This window comes from Mycobacterium sp. 050134, assembly GCF_036409085.1.
Taxonomy (GTDB): domain Bacteria; phylum Actinomycetota; class Actinomycetes; order Mycobacteriales; family Mycobacteriaceae; genus Mycobacterium.
In genome coordinates this window covers 64,197-82,383 of record NZ_JAZGLV010000009.1, presented here as the reverse complement: position 1 = coordinate 82,383, position 18,187 = coordinate 64,197, and the positions used below count along the sequence as shown (strand labels likewise).

The following is an 18,187-nucleotide window of genomic DNA, read 5'->3' as shown; positions in this document are numbered from 1 at the left end:
GTGGGTTACGGGCGATGCGGGAGCCGACGCCAGCGGAAAGCTCGGCCGAGCTGCGGGTGGGAAGCCTGCTTCGATACCCGGTGAAGTCGATGCTCGGGGAGACCGTGAGCAGCCTGCTGGTGGACGAGGACGGTGCGGCGGGTGACCGCCGGCTGGCGCTCGTCGACGCCGTCACCGGACACATCGCGAGCGCCAAGCACGCCCGGCTGTGGCGCGGGCTGCTCAAGTGCACCGCCAACGGTGACGCGGGACAGGTAAGCATCGCGTTACCCGACGGGACCAACGTGGCGGCCGACGACCCCGCCGTCGACGAACTGCTGTCGCGCCTCACGGGCCGCACGGTGCGCCTGGTGCGCCACCGGCCGGACGGCGCGACTCTGGAACGACCCGACCCGGAGCAACTCCTGGACCTCGGGCTGGACGCCGAGGTGAGCGGCCGATTCCTCGAGATCGCGCAGAAGACACCGGGCGATTCGTTCACCGACGAGGCGCCCCTGCACGCCATCACGACGGCCACCCTGGACCACATCGGGGTCGAAGCGCTGCGGTACCGGCCGAACCTGGTGATCGCCACCCCGCCCGGCTACCCGCCCTACGGCGAAAACGACTGGGCTGGAAAAGAACTCGTTATCGACAAGGCGCGGTTGCGGGTGCTGACGGCCACGTCGCGATGCGTGGTACCCACCCTGGAGCACGGACCGTTGCCGCGGGCTCCCCAGGCGCTGCGCACCCCGGCGGCCGAGAACCGGATCGACACGGGCGGTCACGGTGCCCAGCCCTGCGCGGGCGCGTATCTCGAGGTGTTGACGGCGGGCGTTGTCCGCGTGGGCGACCGCGTCACGGTCGAGTAGCGAGCCGGAGCCAGCTCAGCCGGTGACCGCGGCGAAGTCAATCCACAGGTGCCGCGGACCGCGGAACACCTGGTTGTGCCGGTAGGGCGGCGGGTCGACCACCAGCTTCGGCGATTCGACGCGGCGCAGCAATGCCTCCAGCGCCAGGTTGACCTCCAGGCGCGCCAGCGGCCCGCCCATGCACGCGTGTATGCCGCTGCCCCAACCGAAGTGCTCGTTGTCCGCACGCAGCGGATCGAAGCGGTCGGGGTTGTCGAACCGGCGCGGATCCCTATTGGCCGCCGCGTAGACGAGGTGCACGGCCGAGCCCGCCGGGATCAGGGTGCCGGCAATCTCGATGTCGGCGGTGGCGCTGCGGCTGGGGAAGAACTGGACCGCGGACTGCAGCCGCTGGACCTCCTCGATGGTCCGGGGGATCAACTCCGGGCTCCTGCGCACCAGGTCCCAGGCACCGGGATTGCGCAGGAGCGTGAGCACGCAATTGGTGATGGTGTTGACGGTGGAGTCGTGGCCCGCGACCAGCAACAGCATGGCGTTGGACGTCGTCTCCCTGACCGACATGGGGCCGTCGGGCCCGTCGTCGTGCAGCAGCCTGGACAGCAGCCCCTCGCCGGGCGTCCGCGCGTAGTCCTTGACCAAGCGTCCCAGGTAGTCCAGCAACTCCGCGGTGCTGGCGCGGCCCTTCTCGGCCAGGTCGCGGCCTTCCTCGGTGGCGCCCTCCGGGCCGAGGTCGGTGCCCATCATGAAGTCGAAGATCCACGAGTGGAACATCGGCTCGTCCTCGACGGGCACGCCCAGGATCTTGCAGATGACGGCGACGGGGATCGGGTAGGCGAAGTCCTCGACCACGTCCAGCCGCGTGAAGTTCCGGCCCTTGACGGTGTCGAGCAGGTCGTCGGCCAGACGCACCACCAAGGGTTCCATGCCGGGGATCAGGTCGGGGGAGTGCGGCGGGCCGAAGTGGCGCATCATCTGGCGTCGCGCCCGGTCGTGATCCGGCGGGTCGGACACGATGATGCTGGCCTCGCGCCCGTAGGCAGGCAGCTGCGCGGCGCCTGGCTCGGGCGCGGGCTTCTCGCCGCCGAAACCCGCCGGGCTTCTGCTGATGTCCGAGCTGATGCGCGGGTCATGCGCGAGGGCGAGCAGCTCGTCGTATCCGGTGACGACGAACGTCTTCTCGCCGACCTTGGCCACCGGGGCCTTGCGGAGTTGCTCGAAGTACGGGTAAGGATTCGGCCGGTTCTCGAACTTCATCGCCTCGGCCCAGGCGGTTGCGGCGTCCATCGGGTCTCCCAGGTTCAGCGGCTGCGCGGGCGGAATTCGGCCCCGCGCGACGTCGGGTCGTGTCCGGTCAGCACCACGTCGGGCATGGCGGTCGGCTCGCGGGGGTCGGGGAAGCGGGCCGGCATCGGCTCGAAGATCGCGGGGCGGTCATACCCCGGCGGGGGCGGCGGAAAAGCGGCCGACCGCTCAATGAGCGAGGCGTAGTACGGCAGCCACTTGCCGTGGTTGAACGTCACCGCCCCGACGATTCGGCCGCGATACCCGTAGGCGGCGGCAAAGCGCCGCTGCTCGGGCGAGCCCTGGGTGAAGACGATCTCGTCGCCGAAAGAACAGACCCCGACGCTCTTGATGTTGACGCCGAACTGCCCCGACCAGAAGGATGGCAGCGGCAGATGCGGGCGTCGCCCCAGTTCCAGGCTGATCATGTTGTTGGCCGCCACCTCGGCGCCGAAAACCGCGTTGTCCCAATGCTCCTGGGACATGAACTGGTACTCGTAGAGCACGTGCGGGGCGCGCGCGACGTCGCCGGCGACGAAGATGTTGTCGGTCACCACCCCGTTGATGTCGAACGCCCGGCAGCCCGCGTCGCACGCCACCCCCCAGAAGCCGCTGGCCAACTGCGCGCCCTCGAGCCACTCCACGTTGCGGATCGACCCCAGCGACGCCACCACCACGTCGACGTCGAGCGTCGTACCGTCCGAGAGGTGCGCGGCGCGGACGTGGCCGGCGGCGTCCCCGTCCAGACCCTGCACCGCCACGCCGGTGCGCAGGTCCACCCCGGCATCGATCTGCATCTGTGCCGCGATGTCACCGATGACGCCCCCGAGCGCGCCCACCAGCGGCGCCTTGCCTCGCTCGGCGACCGTCACCGCGAGCCCTAACTCGCGGCACACCGAGGCGATCTCGGAGCCGACGAAACCGGAGCCAACGACCAGCACGCGGCGCGGCCGGTCGCGAAACGCCGCGGCGAGCTTCGCGGCGTCGTCGCACGTACGCACGGTGAACAGGCCGGCCAGGGCGGCTTCTTCCGGGTTGAACCACGGGCGGGCGCGGGTCCCGGTGGCGATCAGCAGCCGGTCGTAGTCGACCCGCTCGCCGTCGGCGAGCAGCACCTGGCGGTTGGACCGGTCCAGTGCCACCGCCGCCACACCCAGGCGCCAGTCCGCGTCGACGGGGCGCAGCCGGGGCAGTTTGGTATGGTCGGCCGGCACCCAGCCTTTAAGCACCTGCTTGGACAGGGGAGGACGGTCGTAGGGTTCGTACGGTTCGTCGCCGATGATGGTGAGCGATCCGCGAAACCCCTTTTGCCGCAGCGCTTCCGCCGCGCGCAGGCCGGCCAGTGAGGCGCCCACGATGACGATCCGGCCGTCCGCCTTGAAGCTGTCGACGAGCTGGCCGACCAGCGAGGCTGTGCTCACCTCGGCCCCCGGTCGGCGGGCGGGTCCACCTCGACGATGATCGCCTGCACCGGGCAGGACGCCGCAGCGCGCAACACCCGCTGCCGCTGGGAGTCGTCCGGGTTTGGGTCGTAGGCGAGCGCTTCCTCCCCGACGAGCCGCAGCACCTCGGGCGCCAGCGGGACGCATTGGGCGTAGCCCTGGCACTTGTTGAGGTCAACCACCAACCGCATTGCCCGACCTTTCCGTCGGCGACGTGATCCCCGCGCGCCGAGAGTACTTCGGTCGGGCGCGCGTCGTGTCCGGTTGGCGATTTAGCCCGCCTGTTCGCGGTAGGTTCGGGCGAGTTCGCGGTAGGTTGGCCCGCTGCTCGGCCTCCTGCAGGCGTCGTTCGGCGCGCCGCACGTGCTTGGCGGTGCTCGCCTCGATCGCGAACTCGTCGCGGCGGCGACGCAACTCCGCCAGGCGCTTGTCCGCGGCGGCGAGCAGCCGCCCGACATTGTCGCCCGCCGATCACGGCAGGTAATCCGTTGGACGCGCTAACCGGCGCCGAGCATCTTCATCACGAGGAGCACCGCCACCGCGAGGAAGACGACGACGAGGACGCACACGCCGATGACCGAGACGATCCCCGTCGGCGTGAAACGGCCGTTGCCAGGCGGATGGGGATTGGCCACCCCGGGTGTCTGGCCGGCGGCGGGCGGGGTGGCGCCTGGGCTGACCCCGCCGCCCGCCTCGAGGTCGGGGGTGTTTGCCGGGTCAGGATTGGGTGGTTGCGATGTCATGGCTGTCACTGGTCCTTTGGCCGCCGGGGTGCCCGGGCCGCACGCCCGGCATCGCCACGCGGATGCAGTTCTCGGGCAGGTCGTAGGCCGAAGCCCTCCGTTGTGAGTCCATACCCGTACCCGCCGCACCCAAACGCCCAGCGCGAAACACCTTCTCCCGGACGCCGGCAACGCCGCGGCAAGCCGATCTTGACGGTCAGCACTTCCGGCTCGCGGGGCACCTGCGCCGTTACCAGGTCGACGGCCGACTGCAGCTCGCCGCGCGGGCACCGGAGGGACCGCGGGCGGGAGTCGAACGGCCCTTGCGGCAGCTCAGTGGATCTGGTTGGCGAGTTTGTTGACCAGTGCGGTGTTGAGGTACGCCGTGGCGGCGGGGCCGCCGGTGTTGAGCGCGGAAATGCTCGCCGGGTCGTCGACGATGACCAGTATCCCGTGGTAGCCGACGAACGGGGCGGGCAGGCCGGCGTAACCGCCGCCGCCGGCGGCGCTGTCAGTGCGCAGCAGGACCATCACGTCGGTGTTTTCCACCCAGAAGAAGGACGTGTCGACGTTGAGCGGAACCGCGGGCGGGTCGCCCGGGGCGGCGCGCCGGTAGTGCTGGTTGTAGGTGAAGCCAAGGCCCTCGACGTAGTTGGTGGGCGGCGACACGCGCTGCGCCACGGTGACAGCGCTGTCGGAGATGTCGACGACGGCAATTGACTTGCCGGAGAACGCCGGGTGCTGCGACCTGAGCGCCGTCTGTTGCGACGCCGCGTCGGCCAGCATCGTCTTGGCCGCGTTGGCCCGGCCCAGCGCCGTGGCGATCCACGTCAGTTGCGTTTGCCAGACCCAATTCTGGGTGGTGTCGGCCGGGCGGGTCAGGGTGGGCGCGATGGCGGCCAACTTGTCGTACGTGGGCTTGTCGATCTCGCCAGTGTCGACGATCAGGTCGGGCTTGGCCGCGGCGACGGCGCCCGGATCCGGGAGGCCGAGCACCGGGGTCGACGAATGCACCTGGGGTTGCAGCCAGCTCGGCATTCCGCCCTGGATACCGCTGATCGCCACCGGCTGCACGCCGAGTGACAGCACCGCGTCGGCATCGCCGGGCCCCAGCGCGGCGACGGCCATCGGCCGGTGCTGGAGTTGCACGTTTCCGAACTGGGCGTTGAGCGTTTGAGGTTGATACGGCGGCAACTCGCCGGTGTGGTGGCGGCCGGCGAGATATACGCCCACGGCCGCCGCGACGGCGATGACCGTACCAAGCGCGCCCAGGATCAGGGCCGGCTTGCGGCGCCGGCGCCGCGGTGACGCTGCGCCGGCGAGCGGCCCGCGCGGAAACTGTTGCGGCACAGACAGTCCAGGCGTGGGCGGGCCAACGTATGGTCCGTATCCCGGATAGGGCGGTGTGGGAGGATACGACAGCGGGGGACTCGTCCAGTTCGCCGTTTGGGACGCGCGGGCGCGCAACCGTTCCGGCGGGAGACCGGTGAGCGCCGCGGTCGTCGCGTCGGCCATCTCGCCGGCGCTGAAGAACCGGTCAGCGGGGTTCTTGGCCATCGCGCGGGCGACCACATCGTCGACCGCCGGGGGCAGACCGATTACGTACTGGCTCGGCCGCGGGACCGGCTTCATGACGTGGGCCATGAGCATGGCCGGCAAGCCGTGGAAATCCTCGTACGGAGTGCGGCCGGTCAGCAGCCGGAACAGCGAGCAACCCAGCGAGTAGATGTCGGCGCGGTGGTCGACAGCCTGGCCCTCGACCGCCTCGGGCGAGGCATACGCGGCGGTAAACACCAGGGATCCCGTTGCGGTCAGGGTGGTGGCGTCGTCTAGGGCGCGAGCGATCCCGAAATCGGCCAGCAACACGCGCTCCTGTTCACCGGCCCCGGGCCGGGCCACCAGAAAGTTGCCGGGTTTGACATCGCGGTGCAGCACGCGTCGGGAATGGGCGTAGTCGAGCGCCTTGCCCACGTCGGTGACGATGCGGACGACCCGCGCCGGGGTGAGGTTGGCCGCGTCCAGGTCGTTGGCGGCCGTGCCCTCGATGTACTGCATGGCGATCCAGAGCTGGCCGTCCTCGGTCTCACCGCGGTTGAACACCGTGACGATGTTGGGGTGACTGAGGGTAGCGGCCAGGTCCGCCTCACGAGTGAAGCGCCGCCGGAACTGATCGTCGTGTGAGAGCTCGGCCGACAGGACTTTCAGCGCGTCGCTGCGTGGCAGGGTCGGATGGCGGGCGAGGTAGACGGTGCCCATCCCGCCGGCGCCCAGCACCCCCTCGATCCGGTAGCCGGCCACCACGGACCCGATGGACAACGCCACGAAGCCCTACCTGCCGCTCAGAATGCGATATTGCGCGGCCATCATCTGGTGAACGCCGCCCAGCTGCTCGTTTTGGGCGGTGAACGCGTACCGGTCGAAGCGCGCCACGCAGTAGAAACCTATGGAGGCGGAGAAGCATTTGGCATTCGGCATCCCGGTGACGCTGCCGGCCGGATGTAGCTTGTCGAAGTCGGTCGCCACGGTGGCGAAGTCGGCGACCACGCGATCCGCCGAGCCTGCGTCCGGTGTCTGGTAGACGGCACTGGTCAACGTGAACGAAGCCTGCTGCAGGCCAACGGAATTGAACAGCGCTTCCTCGTGGGCGGCATCATCTTGGAAGTGTAAGTCCCCGTGTGGGTCGTAGACGCCGTCATCGGTCGATTCATCGGCGGCCTTCGGCGGCAGGGTGCGGGCCAGCAGCCCGGTGGGATCGAGCGCCAACTGGGATAGCTGGTCGATCGGCGTGGGGGTGAATTTGTCAATCAGTTCCTGCTGCAAATCCAGTGTGGTGGAGACTATTTGGGCGGCGTTATCGGGGCCGGCCGCGGAGTCGGCCGCCTGCGCTAGGACGTAGCTGCCATGCGCGGTCAGGGCGATCACCGCCGATCGTGCCGGTTCGGTGCTCCCTTCCGACGGAGTCCACGTGTAGCCGACCGCGACGGTGCCCGGGTAGCGGGGGATCGAGATCGGTCGGGTGGGGGTCGGCGTTTCCGCGAATGGCAGGCTGAGCGACCCGCTCTTGGCGGCCATGTCCGTGACGGCGGCTGCCGCGTCCGCCGGGGTGGCCAGCCGCAACACGATGTTGATTAGGTCCTTGTAAGACCCGGCCGTCGTATGACGGGCGCTGGAGAACCCGGCGACAAAGTTGTGGCGGGCGAGACCGTCGCCGATCGGCGCGCCGAGCAGCGCGTCCATCGATTCCCCGCCCTTGACCACCCCAGTGTTGAACTGTTCGTACTTGACCAGGACGGGGTCCGTCTGCCAGGGACCGATCACGAAGCCGGCCATCCGGCGACCCTCGGCCAGGCCGCCCTGCTTCGGGTTCCCGGCGACGCCGAGGGGCGGCCGGGGCTTGATCGGGTAATTGCCGGTGGTCAGCTGTGCGACGTCGACGCCGTCCCCGCCGCTGTCGTCGGGCGCCTTTACGGCCACGCCGGGCACCTTCGACCCGCAACCGGCCGCCAGCGCGACCAACGCGACGGCCGCGGCGCGCGTCCACCCCCTGCCGGTCATGACGCCGTCAACATCAGGTATTGGGCGGCCATCACCTGGTGCAGGTCCAGTTCCTGGGTGGCCGTGGCCTTGAACGCGTAGTGATCGACCGTGGCGACGCACATGAACCGTGGCAGGACCTGACCCGCGGGGCCCCGATCGAAGCACCGCGCCGACGGCAGGCCGCTGATGCCGGCGGTCGGCTTATACGTGCCCCATGGGCCGTAGATCCGGATCACCCCTTCTGCGGCCCGCTGCGCGCCCGGCGCGTCGACGGCGTCGTACACCGACGTTAGGTCGGCCGACACGCGCTGGACGCCGGCGTCGTTGAACATCCCCTGCGCCGCGGGCGGGTCGGGACTGAAGTGCAGCGCGGCGTGCGGCTGGTACACCGCCGCGTGATTGGCGTCGGGCTTGGTGGAGGGCACGGTGCGTGCGAGCAATCCGGTGGGGTCGGCGGGCAGGGCGGCGAGTTGATCCACGGGGGTGGCCTGGAAGTGGTCGATCGCCGGGCCCTGCAGGTCCAGCAACTTGGCGATCAGGTCGGCGACCACGCCGGCGCTCTCCTTGGAGCCGGCGTATTCGTGGAAGACGTACGGCCCGTGCGCGGTGAACGATTCGGCCTCGAAACCCTGGTGGACGGCGGCCATGTTCGCGATCGTGGCGGGGTAGCGGGGGATCTTGAGTTCGGTCGCGGGCACGCCGTCGCGGGCGATGCCGCGGTTGGTGGCGGCCATCTCACCGGCGGCCGCGGCGGCGTCCTCGGGGGTCGCGAAGCGCAGCACCATGTTGACCAGAATCTTGGCTGTGCCGCCCGCGGGCTGTCCCGCCGGCGGGGGCGGTGTGGCCCGCCCGCTGACGAACCCGAGCAGGAAGTGGCGCGCCTTCGCCTGGGCGATCAGGCCCGGGGCGAGGTCGTCGGCCAGCGAGTCCAGGGTCGGCAGAACGCCGATGGAGGCGTGTTCGACCTGGCCGGTGACCAGCATGCGGTCCACTTCCCAAGGGCCGACGACGGCGTCGGCCATGCGCTGCGCTTCCACCACCCGGCCCGCGTCCTCGTTCGGCACCGTGCCCAGCGGCGGGCGCGGGCGGCGCGGATAGTTGCCGGAATCCAGCAGCGCGGGGTCGGCCGCGGCGGGCGCCGGCCCGCCGGCCTTGACCGCGCTGCCGCCCACCACCGCGCTGCAACCGCCGGCCAGCGCGATCACGGCACCCGTGACGGCCAGGACTCGGGCGGTCGCGCAGACGCGGCTCCGCTTCACCGGCGGGCCCCCGGCCGGCAGTCAGACCGCGGCAGCGCAATGTCGGCCACGCCCAGCCCCTTTCGTGCGCGCCCCCCGGTGTGATGACGGCTTACCGCGACGCAAAACGGTAGCTCATGTTAACAATGAGCCCGGTCAATTTCGGGTCGCTTGCTTGGCGCTCTGGCGTCGAGAGTGCCGGGGCCGGTACACCTAGCTGGGGACGTGGACCCGGTCCGCGATCTTGGTGGCGATCGCGACGGCCTGGTCGGTGCGGTTGAAGCCGCAGCTGCGGGTGTCGATGACGATGTTGTCGCGCACGGCCATGGCACGCTGGCACCCCCAGCCGGCGGCGCCCTCCTGCGTCAGCAGGACGCTCACCGTGCCGTCGCGGTTGCTGGTGGAGCCGACCGTCCAGGTGACGGGCTGTTCGCCGGCTGCGGTGCTGGTCAGAGACTTTCCGGCGCACCGCGCCCAGGCCTGGGCCTGGGCGGTCGCATAGTCGCCGGCCAGTTGGGCGGTGGGAAAGTTGACGACGGCGTTGCTGACCAGGTGCTTCCAGTCCTCGGCGGGTTCGCGCAACACCTGGGTCTGCGCCGAGATCCAGCCGCTGCCCTGCAGCGCCGCGACCATCGCGGGGTGTTGGAGGCCCTGGCATTCGGGGCGGTCGGTCTTGATGTCCGAGAAGCCGGAACCGGAGCCCGCATTGGGATCGGGACGGATCTCCATCCCGCTGGTGCCCTCGATCGCGTTGACGGCCGCGGGGTCGAGCAGCAGCCCGGGCAGGGCGTCGATCGGCACGACCGGGGCCTGGGTCGCCGTCGGGGTCTGCATCGTCGGCGCCGCCGGGGCGGGCGTCGGCGATTCGCTGACCGTGGTGGTTCCGGCGGGTGCGCTGGACTTGTCGGCGACGGCGATCAGCAGGCCCGCGCCCACCGTGAGCGCCACCGCCGCGGCCGCCGCGCCGCCCACGAGCACCCACTTACGCGGGGAGTTGCCGCGCGGCGCCGCCATCGACGGGTACCCGGGGGCCGGGAGGCGCATGCCCGGCGGCGGCATCACCGCGGGCGGGTGGCTGCCCGGCGGGCCACCGATCGGCCGAACCCAGGTCTGCGCCCAGGGGTCGACTTGCGATCCATGCGGATAGGGCTGCGGCGCAATGTGATTCCAGGGCCCGCCGATGGCCGGGGCGTTCGGGTGGTTCCACATCTCTTGTCCTGTCTTAACTTTCGTGGCTGCGGCTTGGCCTAGCGGATTCCCGCGGCGACTTTGGTGGCGATCGCCGACCCCTGCTGCATGACGGTGAAGCCGCACGCTTCCACATCGACCACCACGTTGTTGCGCGCGGTGAGCGCGTGCTGGCAGCCCCATCCCCGGGCACCCTCTCGGGTCGTGAAGGCCGTCAGCATGCCGTCCTGACGCCCGACGGTCGCGACCCACCACGTTTGGGGCTTCTGGTTCGCGGTCGTGGTGGTGATCGACCTGCCGTTGCACAGCGGCCACGCCTTCGCCTCTTTGGCGACGAAGTCCGCGGCCCCGGCGGCGGTGGGGAAGCTGATCACCGACTGGAAGACCTCGTGGCTGACGTCGGCCGGTTCGCGAAGGTACTGCGTCTGCACCGACGTCCACCCGCTGCCGTCGTACACGGCGCGGTTGGCGTTGGCCCACACCCCACCGCATTCCGGCTTGTCGGTGGTGTCGATGTAGAGCCGCGTCGTCGTCAGGGTGGGGTTCACCAGCAGGTCGTGGGTGCCCATGATCTTGTTGATCGCGCCCACGTCCAGCAGTAGCCCCTGCAGGTCTTCCGCCGCCACGGGGCTCGCCGGCGCCGGGGTCGTCGACGACGACGGACCCGACGGTTCGGCGGCGGACGGCCGGTGGGCGCCCGCGGCGACGGGACGGTCGGAATGGCCGGCGGTGGCGATCAGTCCGACGAGCCCGACCAGGACCACCACGATCGCTGCGACCCCCAGCACCACCCACGTCCGCGAGGACGGGCCACCCGGCCGGGCCTGCGGATACCCAGGCCCGGCAGGGTGGCCGAACTCCGGCCGCGGGGGAGCCCAGCCGGCCGGCACCGCCTGCCACGGGACGGCGCCGACGGATGCCCACGCCGGGGCCGGGCCGGCGGTGTACCCCGGCGGCGGTGTCGGGGCGGAACGCTCGCGCCACACGTGACCGGGCATTGTCGGCGCGGATTTGACGGACATCCTGAACCATCCTTCGGGGCGAACCTGAGCAGTATGCTACGAAGCTAACCACATAAACAAGCAGCAGTGCAACGTCTAAGACGTAGCATTCGCAGCTGATGACTCACCTCTGTCGTGCGACTGTGCAGGAGAAGCGCGTCAGGCACGCACGGCGCGGCCCGGCCGGGCGTGATAGAAGACGTAGCGCTATGCGCTCTTGGGACCTACGGGTGCGCCAACAGACGGCCGAGGATGGACGCCCCCGCCGGGGCGGTGTCAGTCGGCGTGCGGGGTGGGACTCTGCGACGATTCCCACTTCGACTCGAGCGACCTCGTCACCGTCGCACCGGCGGGAAGGTCGAGCTGGAACGTCTCGCCACCATCAGCCTCGAGCGTGACCGTGTATACGCCGTCGGTGGGGTCGACGAACACCACCTTGCCGGACTCCTCACCGGATCCGCGGTCGACGCTGATGATGTCGCCGGGGCTGACGTCGTCGATTCGGTCGGTACCGGAGGCTTTGGACATACCGACGACCGTAGCCGATCACCCCACGCCGCCGGTGAGCCCGCCGCCTCGCGGAGTGACGCAGGCCACACCGGGGTTTGAGTGCCCTCGTCCGTGGAACCACCTCCAGCATCCACAGCAAATCACGCGCGGCTCTTGGTAAGAGCCTCAAGGAGTTTCGATGAGTGAGCACGGCAAGGCAGGCGAGGCCCGCAGGGGCCTGATCGATTCGATGAAAGGCAAGGCCAAAGAGGTTGTCGGGGCGATCACGGGCAACGATTCGCTGACGGCCGAGGGGCAGCTCGACCAGACCCAGGCCCACGAACGCAAGGAGGCCAACGCGGCGGAGGCGGTCGCCGAGTCCAAGGCGAAGCACGCCCGCGAAGCGGTCGCCGAGGCCAAGGCCGACGGCGCCCAACAGCGGCTCGCCGCGAACGCGCAGACCGTCGCGGCCGAGAACTCGATCAACGCGCAGTCCGCCGCCCAGAAGCAGGCCGCCGACGTCGCCGCCCAGCGGCAAGCCGCGACGCAGCGGGCCCAGGCCGAGCTCGAGGCGCAGCGCGAGGCGGCCCAGGCGAAAGTCGAGGAGCGGCAAGAACTTCGCGACGCGACGGAGGACGTCGTCGACGCCGTTGCCGAGCATCAGAGCGACGTCCAGGTCGCCAAGAGCGAGGAGTCGGAGGCCGACCGCCTTCGGCGCCAGTCCGAGCACGTGACCAACGACGCCGACTTGCCCTGAACTGGGCCCGATACAGGAGCAGACGATGAAAATCACCGACGTCCCGACCACGATTCTGCGCTTCAACTACCAGCTGGCCCGGTTTCCCCTGCAGATGATCGAGGACCGGCTCATCACGCGGATCCCCGCGGAAACACCCGCGCGGCTGATCTACGAGCGCTCGCTGGGCATGCTTGACGCCACCGTCGGCAACGCCCTCGGCGACGCCGACCTCGTCGAGCGCGGCACCGCGCTGGTCGAGCGCAGCGATGCCCTGGGCCGCGCCGCCAGCCTCGACGCGCAGGCGCAGGCCCGTAAGCAACAGGCCGACACCAAGCTGAAGAACGCGCGCGACCAGGCGATCGAGGACCAGCAGGAGGCGCGGGCGGCCACCGAGCAGGAGATCAAGGAAGCGCGCCAGGCGGCCGACGAGCGCAAGCGGGACGCGACCCGGTCGGCCCAGGAGCGCGGCGCCGCGGTGAAGCAACAGGCCGACGAGGTCGCCGCCAAGCGAAAGGAAACAGTCGAGTCGGCGAGGCGCCAGACCGAGCAGAGGACCGCGGCCGCCGAGAAGGCGGCCGCCAAGGTCGCCGCGGCCAAGCTCGACGATGCCGAAACCCAGCTCGGCGAGGCCGCCGACAAGCGCGCCGAGGCCGACCGGGTCGCGCAACTCGCGGACGCCGAGAAGGAGAAGCGGCAGGAGTAGCGCGCCGGCCACGCAACTATGGCCGCCCCAAGCCGAGATTGCCGCGAGGGTCGTGTGTTGCCCCGAAATCACGACCGCCGGGGCAATTTCGGCGACAGGACCCCGACTACCGCCTCACAGCTTGCTGCTTAGGCCCGCGATCAGATTGATGGTGACCGCCAGGACCACCGCACCGAGCAGGTAGGACAGCAGCGCGTGGCGGAGCACGGCCGCCCTGATGGACGTCAGGCAGATCTCGGTGTCGGAGACCTGATAGGTCATGCCGACGGTGAACGCCACGTACGCGAAGTCGCGGAAGCGGGGCGGCTCCGGATCGTGGAAGTTGATGCCGCCCGGATCGTCGGAGTAATAGAGCCGGGCGTAGTGCACGGTGTACAGCGTGTGCACCGCGAACCACGACGCGGCGACGGTCAGGATGCCGACCAGGGCGGCGATGATGGGTCCGGCCCCCGAGCGCGACCCGGCGGCCACCACATAGCCGACGCCCGCCAGGCTCGCCACGCTCGCGGACAGGACGACGACGTCGGCGGTCAGTCGGGTGGGGTCCTCCCGGGTCACGTAGCGGCGGGTCTCCTCGGCGTCCATCCGACCGAGCAGCAGCCGCGTCCACACCACATACACGCCGGCAGTGACGACCCAGCCGAGCAGCGCGAACCGCCAGCCGATCGTCTCGCCCACCGCCACGGCGACGGCCACGCCCAGCACTACGGCAATCGATATCCGGACCGCGACGGTGTCGCGGGACGACGTCACGAGGGATTTCACACGCCGAGCTAAGCACCGCCCCCGGCGGCGGCCGGTGTGACGCGCCGCGCGCTACTAGCGCGCGGAGGGCGGACCGAGCTTGTTGACGGCGAACGTCGCGGCCTGGTTGGTCATCCCGGACTGGATGTAGGACACGTGGGCCATGATGTTGCCGCCCGCCGAGCAGATCGGGTCGTCGGGCGCGCACAGGCTGATTGTCTTGGACGCGTAGATCGGGTTGATCGTGGGTAGTGGCTGGCCGCCGTAGAGCATGCTGGAGAACCCGCTGGACGGCTCGCCGAACAGCGCGACCGCCGCGACATGGTCGGCAACCGGCGCGGGCATCTGGTTGGTGGCCAGGTCGATCACCGTCGAACCCTGCGAATAACCGCCGAGGACGAGCTTGGTGTTGGGGCAGCTGGCGACGGTGTCCTGGATGTGGGCGCTCGCGTCGTCCGCGCCGGCCTGTGAGCTGCCGTGGTAGTCGTCGTTGGCGGGATAGTTGACCGCGTAGGCCGCGACGGAACGGCCGTTGGCCTGGGATGTCAGCGAGTCGACGAATGCCTGTCCGACGTCGGCCAGGCCGGGGGCCTGGTGGGTGCCGCGGGCGAAGACGACCTCGACATCGGAGCAGGCGTCGGCGGATGCGGCGGGGACGGCGACCGCCGGGGTCAGCAGCGCCCACGTCGTGACTGCCGAGGCGCCGGCGATCCGGGCGAAGATGCGTGAAGTCATTGCCGAATGCTGTCATACGGGCGGTCACTGCGCGGCGGGCGGCGTCGGCAAGCGCCGGCAAAGCCCCGGCGCGAACGGGCCTCTCGGCAGCGAATCCCGTTGCCGCCGAACGCCATCGGGCGTCCCATTGCTTCGGCCCACCGCAGGCGACCTAGACTCCTCCCGTGGACGACCGATTTTCGCCGACCGGGCGCGGCTTCGACGACGGGCGCCGCCGTGCCCACCTTTGAGCGCGGCCCGGCCGCCATCCACTACACCGACACCGGGGCGCCGGCGGGCGATCCCCACGCCGCGACCGTCTTCTTCGGCCACGGCCTGCTTTTCGGCGGCTGGATGTTTCGCGCCCAGGTCGGGGCGCTTCGCAACCGATACCGCTGCGTGGCGATCGACTGGCGGGGCCAGGGCGACAGCGCCCCCACATCCGGCGGACACGACATGGACACCCTGACCGATGACGCGACCGCGTTGATCGAAGCGCTCGGGGTGGGGCCGGTGCACTTCGTCGGCCTTTCCATGGGTGGCTTTGTCGGCCAGCGGCTGGCGGCGCGCCGCGGCGACCTGGTGCGCACGCTGACGCTCCTGGACACCAGCGCTGGCCCCGAGGATCCCGACAAGGCGCGCCGCTACCGGCTGATGGCGCGCGCCTACCTGCTGACGGGTATCTCGCCGCTGCGCGGCGCCGTGCAACCCCTGATGTTCGGCCCCGAGTTCCTCGGCGATCCGCGCAGCAAGCCGGTGCTCGACGAGTGGGCGGCGCGGCTGCGCCGCTGCCGCCGCTCGGCGACCAGCAAAGCGGTGCTGGCCGTCGCCGACCGGGACGGCATCGAGACCGAGATTCCGGGCATCACCGCGCCCACGCTGGTCATCGTCGGCGCCGACGACGTCGCCACCCCGCCCGCCAAGAGCCGCCGCATCGTCGAGCTCATCGAGGGCGCGCGGCTGGTGCAGATCCCGAATTGCGGGCACAGCAGCAGCGTGGAACAGCCCGACGCCGTGTCGGCGCTGCTCGCGGATTTTCTTGACGGCCAAGCCGATTGAGCGGCTGAGCGCTCACCGCCATTTGATGCCGCAGCCGATCGACGGTCGCTGATCCGGGTCGACCGGGCGCCCCGCGAGGACGGCGTCGACCGCCGCGCGGACGTCAGCACCCGTGACCGGCAGGTCGTTGCGCGGGCGCGAGTCGTCGAGCTGCCCCCGGTAGACGAGCAGGCGCTCGCCGTCGAAGACGAAGGTGTCCGGCGTGCACGCGGCGGAGTAGGCGCGCGCGACGTCCTGGCTCTCGTCGTAGAGGTAGGGAAACGTCCAGCCGTGGCGGGCCGCCTCGGCGACCATTTCGTCCGGCCCGTCCTGCGGGTAGGTGGCGACGTCGTTGCTGGAGATGCCGACCATCGGGACGCCCTGTTCGGCGAGGTCGCGGCCGAGCGCGGCGAGACCCGCGGCGACGTGCTGCACGTAGGGGCAGTGGTTGCAGATAAAGGTGACGACGAGGGCGGGACCCGAGAGGTCATCGAGGCTGACCGTCTCGCCGGTGGCGGGCTCGGGCAGCGTGAACGAGGGGGCGGGCGTGCCCAGGGCAAGCATCGTCGACTCGGTGGCCATGCCGCCAGAGTAGCCCCGTACCCGCCGCATCCACGCGGCGGCGCCGACCGGGCGCCCGCGTCGAAATGGGGTTTCACCTGGCCTTTGAGCCGGGCATCCGGGGAAGCCGGTACGGGTGGGGCTGAAGGTGACGCCGGCGGCGCGCCGCTCTGACAACGTCACATGCTCGGCGAGTGTCCGTTTGGTTAAAGCCGAGATTTTCAGGCGCCGATTTCCTAGAGTCAAAAGCTGCCGGGGCCCTGTGACGCGCCCGACCGCGTGGGGGTTAGGGTCCGTTCCCGGTTGATCGTGCGGTGTTGGCTAGTGGCTAGGGGAAGGAACTCGGGGGATGAGTTTTTTGGTGTGGCCGCCAGAGGTCAATTCGTCGCTGATGTTTTCCGGTGCCGGGTCCGCCCCGATGCTCGCCGCGGCCGAGTCGTGGAACGGCCTGGCCACCGAACTGAACGCGGCGGCGCAATCGTTCACCTCGGTGACCTCGGGGCTGGCCGAGCAGGCCTGGCAGGGTCCGGCCGCGGCGGCCATGCTGCAGACGGCGACGCGCTACTCGGGCTTCCTCAACGCGGCGACGGCGCAGGCCCAGACGGCCGCCGCCCAGGCCCAAGCCGTGGTCAGCGCCTTCGAATCGGCCCAGGCCGCCACCGTGCACCCGTTCTTCGTCGCGGCGAACCGCAACGAGCTGGTACAGCTGGTGGTCTCCAACCTGTTCGGGCAGAACGCTCCCGCGATCGCCGCCGCCGAGGCCGACTACGAGGAGATGTGGGCCCGGGACGTCTCCGCGATGCTCGGCTACCACGGCGGTGCTTCGGCGGCGGCCGCCGCCCTGCCGTCCTGGTCGACGGCCGTGCAGGGGCTCTCGTCCGAGCTTTCCGCCGTGGCGTCCGGCAACCCGCTGGGCGCGGCGCTGACGTCGGCGGCGACCAGCAACCCCATCGGTGACTTCATCACCACCGTGCAGCAGGACGTCATCGGCGTCATCAACGCGCCCACCGAGTTCCTGTTCGGCGCCCAGCTGATCCCGACGAGTCCGGCGGTGGCGCTGGGCGGCAACGGCACGACGGGCAGCGTGCCGCTAACGATGTTCGGCGGCACCGAGGCCCTGGTGAACGCCTCGGTCGGCACCGGCGCCCCGGTGCCGCTGCTGGTCGACACCGGCTCGCAGGGTCTGGTGATCCCGTTCCAGAAGGTCGGCGGCGTCTTCGGGATGCTGCAGATGGGCCTGCCCACCGGGTTCGGCATCAGCGGGTACAGCGGCGGGCTGGACTACGCCTACCTCACGTACAACGCGCCGGTGAACTTCGGCGGTGGGCTGGTAACCGGGTCGACGCCGGTCAACGTCGAACTCTTCGCCTGGCCGACGTCGATCCAGTCGGCCCTCACTAACGGCTTCACGTTCCAGCAGTTCTTCGCCAACGACGGCGCCAGCGGCGTGCTGGGCATCGGCCCGAACGCGACCGGCCCCGGCCCGAGCATCCCGACCCAGCACTTCGCGAACCCGACGTTCAACCAGGGCGTGCTCATCAACGAGCTGGGGAACAACCCGTCGCTCACGTTCGGTCCGCCGCCGACGACTCTGGGGAACCCCATTGCCACCCTGAGCGGGGCGCCGATCACCAACCTGAACGTGTCGGTCACGCACAACGGCGCAACGACCGCCTTCACCGGCGTGCACTCGATCGTCGACAACGGTGGCGTGTTCGGCACCATCCCCACGGGGTTGGGCGCATCACCCGGAGATGTCATCCAGGTGATCGATCCCACCAGCGGCACCGTGCTCTACTCCTACACCTACAACGGGGACTACTTCCCGACACCGATCTCGAGCGGCCTGATGAACACCGGCGCGCTGCCCTTCCTGGAGCACCCGGCCTACATCGACAACACCGCCAACACGCTGGCCTTCTACGGCTGACTTGACTAA

Annotated in this window: 18 protein-coding genes; 5 read left to right on the top strand and 13 right to left on the bottom strand. The window is 70.2% G+C overall.

Annotated features, from left to right (window positions below; translation table 11 throughout):
* Window positions 1-14 precede the first annotated feature (14 nt).
* Window positions 15-851, top strand: a complete 837-nt coding sequence (locus SKC42_RS12585; protein ID WP_330964633.1) for an MOSC domain-containing protein — start codon at window positions 15-17, stop codon at window positions 849-851.
* A 15-nt stretch (window positions 852-866) separates the two neighbouring features.
* Here the strand turns inward: SKC42_RS12585 and SKC42_RS12580 are convergent, their stop codons facing one another.
* The 10 genes from SKC42_RS12580 to SKC42_RS12535 all read right to left on the bottom strand — a co-directional run bounded on the left by SKC42_RS12580 (window position 867) and on the right by SKC42_RS12535 (window position 11,788).
* A complete protein-coding gene (locus SKC42_RS12580) occupies window positions 867-2,135 on the bottom strand; it encodes a cytochrome P450 (RefSeq protein ID WP_330964632.1) in 1,269 nt (422 codons plus the stop codon).
* A 14-nt stretch (window positions 2,136-2,149) separates the two neighbouring features.
* Window positions 2,150-3,553 carry an NAD(P)/FAD-dependent oxidoreductase gene (locus SKC42_RS12575; protein ID WP_330964631.1) on the bottom strand — a complete coding sequence of 468 codons (1,404 nt, stop codon included), beginning with the start codon at window positions 3,551-3,553 and terminating at the stop codon, window positions 2,150-2,152.
* Window positions 3,550-3,765, bottom strand: a complete 216-nt coding sequence (locus SKC42_RS12570; protein ID WP_330964630.1) for a ferredoxin — start codon at window positions 3,763-3,765, stop codon at window positions 3,550-3,552. The genes SKC42_RS12575 and SKC42_RS12570 overlap by 4 nt, the downstream gene beginning before the upstream one ends.
* 306 nt (window positions 3,766-4,071) lie before the next feature.
* Window positions 4,072-4,317, bottom strand: a complete 246-nt coding sequence (locus SKC42_RS12565; RefSeq protein WP_330964629.1) for a DUF6480 family protein — start codon at window positions 4,315-4,317, stop codon at window positions 4,072-4,074.
* A gap of 312 nt (window positions 4,318-4,629) precedes the next feature.
* Window positions 4,630-6,618 carry a serine/threonine-protein kinase gene (locus SKC42_RS12560; RefSeq protein WP_330964628.1) on the bottom strand — a complete coding sequence of 663 codons (1,989 nt, stop codon included), beginning with the start codon at window positions 6,616-6,618 and terminating at the stop codon, window positions 4,630-4,632.
* 6 nt (window positions 6,619-6,624) lie between these two features.
* Window positions 6,625-7,851 (bottom strand): DUF7373 family lipoprotein, encoded by a 1,227-nt coding sequence (locus SKC42_RS12555; RefSeq protein ID WP_330964627.1) that lies wholly within the window; start codon window positions 7,849-7,851, stop codon window positions 6,625-6,627.
* Window positions 7,848-9,092, bottom strand: coding sequence for a DUF7373 family lipoprotein (locus SKC42_RS12550; RefSeq protein ID WP_330964626.1), 1,245 nt, complete (start codon window positions 9,090-9,092; stop codon window positions 7,848-7,850). The genes SKC42_RS12555 and SKC42_RS12550 overlap by 4 nt, the downstream gene beginning before the upstream one ends.
* A 192-nt stretch (window positions 9,093-9,284) precedes the next feature.
* Window positions 9,285-10,280, bottom strand: a complete 996-nt coding sequence (locus SKC42_RS12545; protein ID WP_330964625.1) for a sensor domain-containing protein — start codon at window positions 10,278-10,280, stop codon at window positions 9,285-9,287.
* A gap of 38 nt (window positions 10,281-10,318) precedes the next feature.
* Window positions 10,319-11,281, bottom strand: a complete 963-nt coding sequence (locus SKC42_RS12540; RefSeq protein ID WP_330964624.1) for a sensor domain-containing protein — start codon at window positions 11,279-11,281, stop codon at window positions 10,319-10,321.
* A gap of 255 nt (window positions 11,282-11,536) precedes the next feature.
* A complete protein-coding gene (locus tag SKC42_RS12535) occupies window positions 11,537-11,788 on the bottom strand; it encodes a hypothetical protein (protein ID WP_330964623.1) in 252 nt (83 codons plus the stop codon).
* 160 nt (window positions 11,789-11,948) lie between these two features.
* Here SKC42_RS12535 and SKC42_RS12530 point away from each other — a divergent pair, with 160 nt between their 5' ends.
* Both SKC42_RS12530 and SKC42_RS12525 read left to right on the top strand, forming a co-directional pair.
* The gene (locus tag SKC42_RS12530; RefSeq protein WP_330964622.1) at window positions 11,949-12,506 is read left to right on the top strand and encodes a CsbD family protein; all 558 of its coding nucleotides are present in this window, start codon (window positions 11,949-11,951) and stop codon (window positions 12,504-12,506) included.
* A gap of 25 nt (window positions 12,507-12,531) precedes the next feature.
* Window positions 12,532-13,191, top strand: coding sequence for an IF2 family translation initiation factor (locus tag SKC42_RS12525; protein ID WP_330964621.1), 660 nt, complete (start codon window positions 12,532-12,534; stop codon window positions 13,189-13,191).
* Between the two features lie 114 nt (window positions 13,192-13,305).
* Here the strand turns inward: SKC42_RS12525 and SKC42_RS12520 are convergent, their stop codons facing one another.
* Complete coding sequence (locus SKC42_RS12520; RefSeq protein WP_330964620.1) at window positions 13,306-13,956, bottom strand: DUF1345 domain-containing protein; 651 nt, start codon at window positions 13,954-13,956, stop codon at window positions 13,306-13,308.
* A 54-nt stretch (window positions 13,957-14,010) separates the two neighbouring features.
* Window positions 14,011-14,670, bottom strand: coding sequence for a cutinase family protein (locus SKC42_RS12515; protein WP_330964619.1), 660 nt, complete (start codon window positions 14,668-14,670; stop codon window positions 14,011-14,013).
* A gap of 216 nt (window positions 14,671-14,886) precedes the next feature.
* Here SKC42_RS12515 and SKC42_RS12510 point away from each other — a divergent pair, with 216 nt between their 5' ends.
* Window positions 14,887-15,708 carry an alpha/beta fold hydrolase gene (locus tag SKC42_RS12510; protein WP_330964618.1) on the top strand — a complete coding sequence of 274 codons (822 nt, stop codon included), beginning with the start codon at window positions 14,887-14,889 and terminating at the stop codon, window positions 15,706-15,708.
* A 12-nt stretch (window positions 15,709-15,720) separates the two neighbouring features.
* Here the strand turns inward: SKC42_RS12510 and SKC42_RS12505 are convergent, their stop codons facing one another.
* Window positions 15,721-16,269 carry a thioredoxin family protein gene (locus tag SKC42_RS12505; protein WP_330964617.1) on the bottom strand — a complete coding sequence of 183 codons (549 nt, stop codon included), beginning with the start codon at window positions 16,267-16,269 and terminating at the stop codon, window positions 15,721-15,723.
* 328 nt (window positions 16,270-16,597) lie between these two features.
* On the opposite strand from SKC42_RS12505, the gene SKC42_RS12500 reads away from it, so the two are divergent.
* Window positions 16,598-18,178, top strand: coding sequence for a PecA family PE domain-processing aspartic protease (locus tag SKC42_RS12500; RefSeq protein ID WP_330964616.1), 1,581 nt, complete (start codon window positions 16,598-16,600; stop codon window positions 18,176-18,178).
* Window positions 18,179-18,187 lie beyond the last annotated feature (9 nt).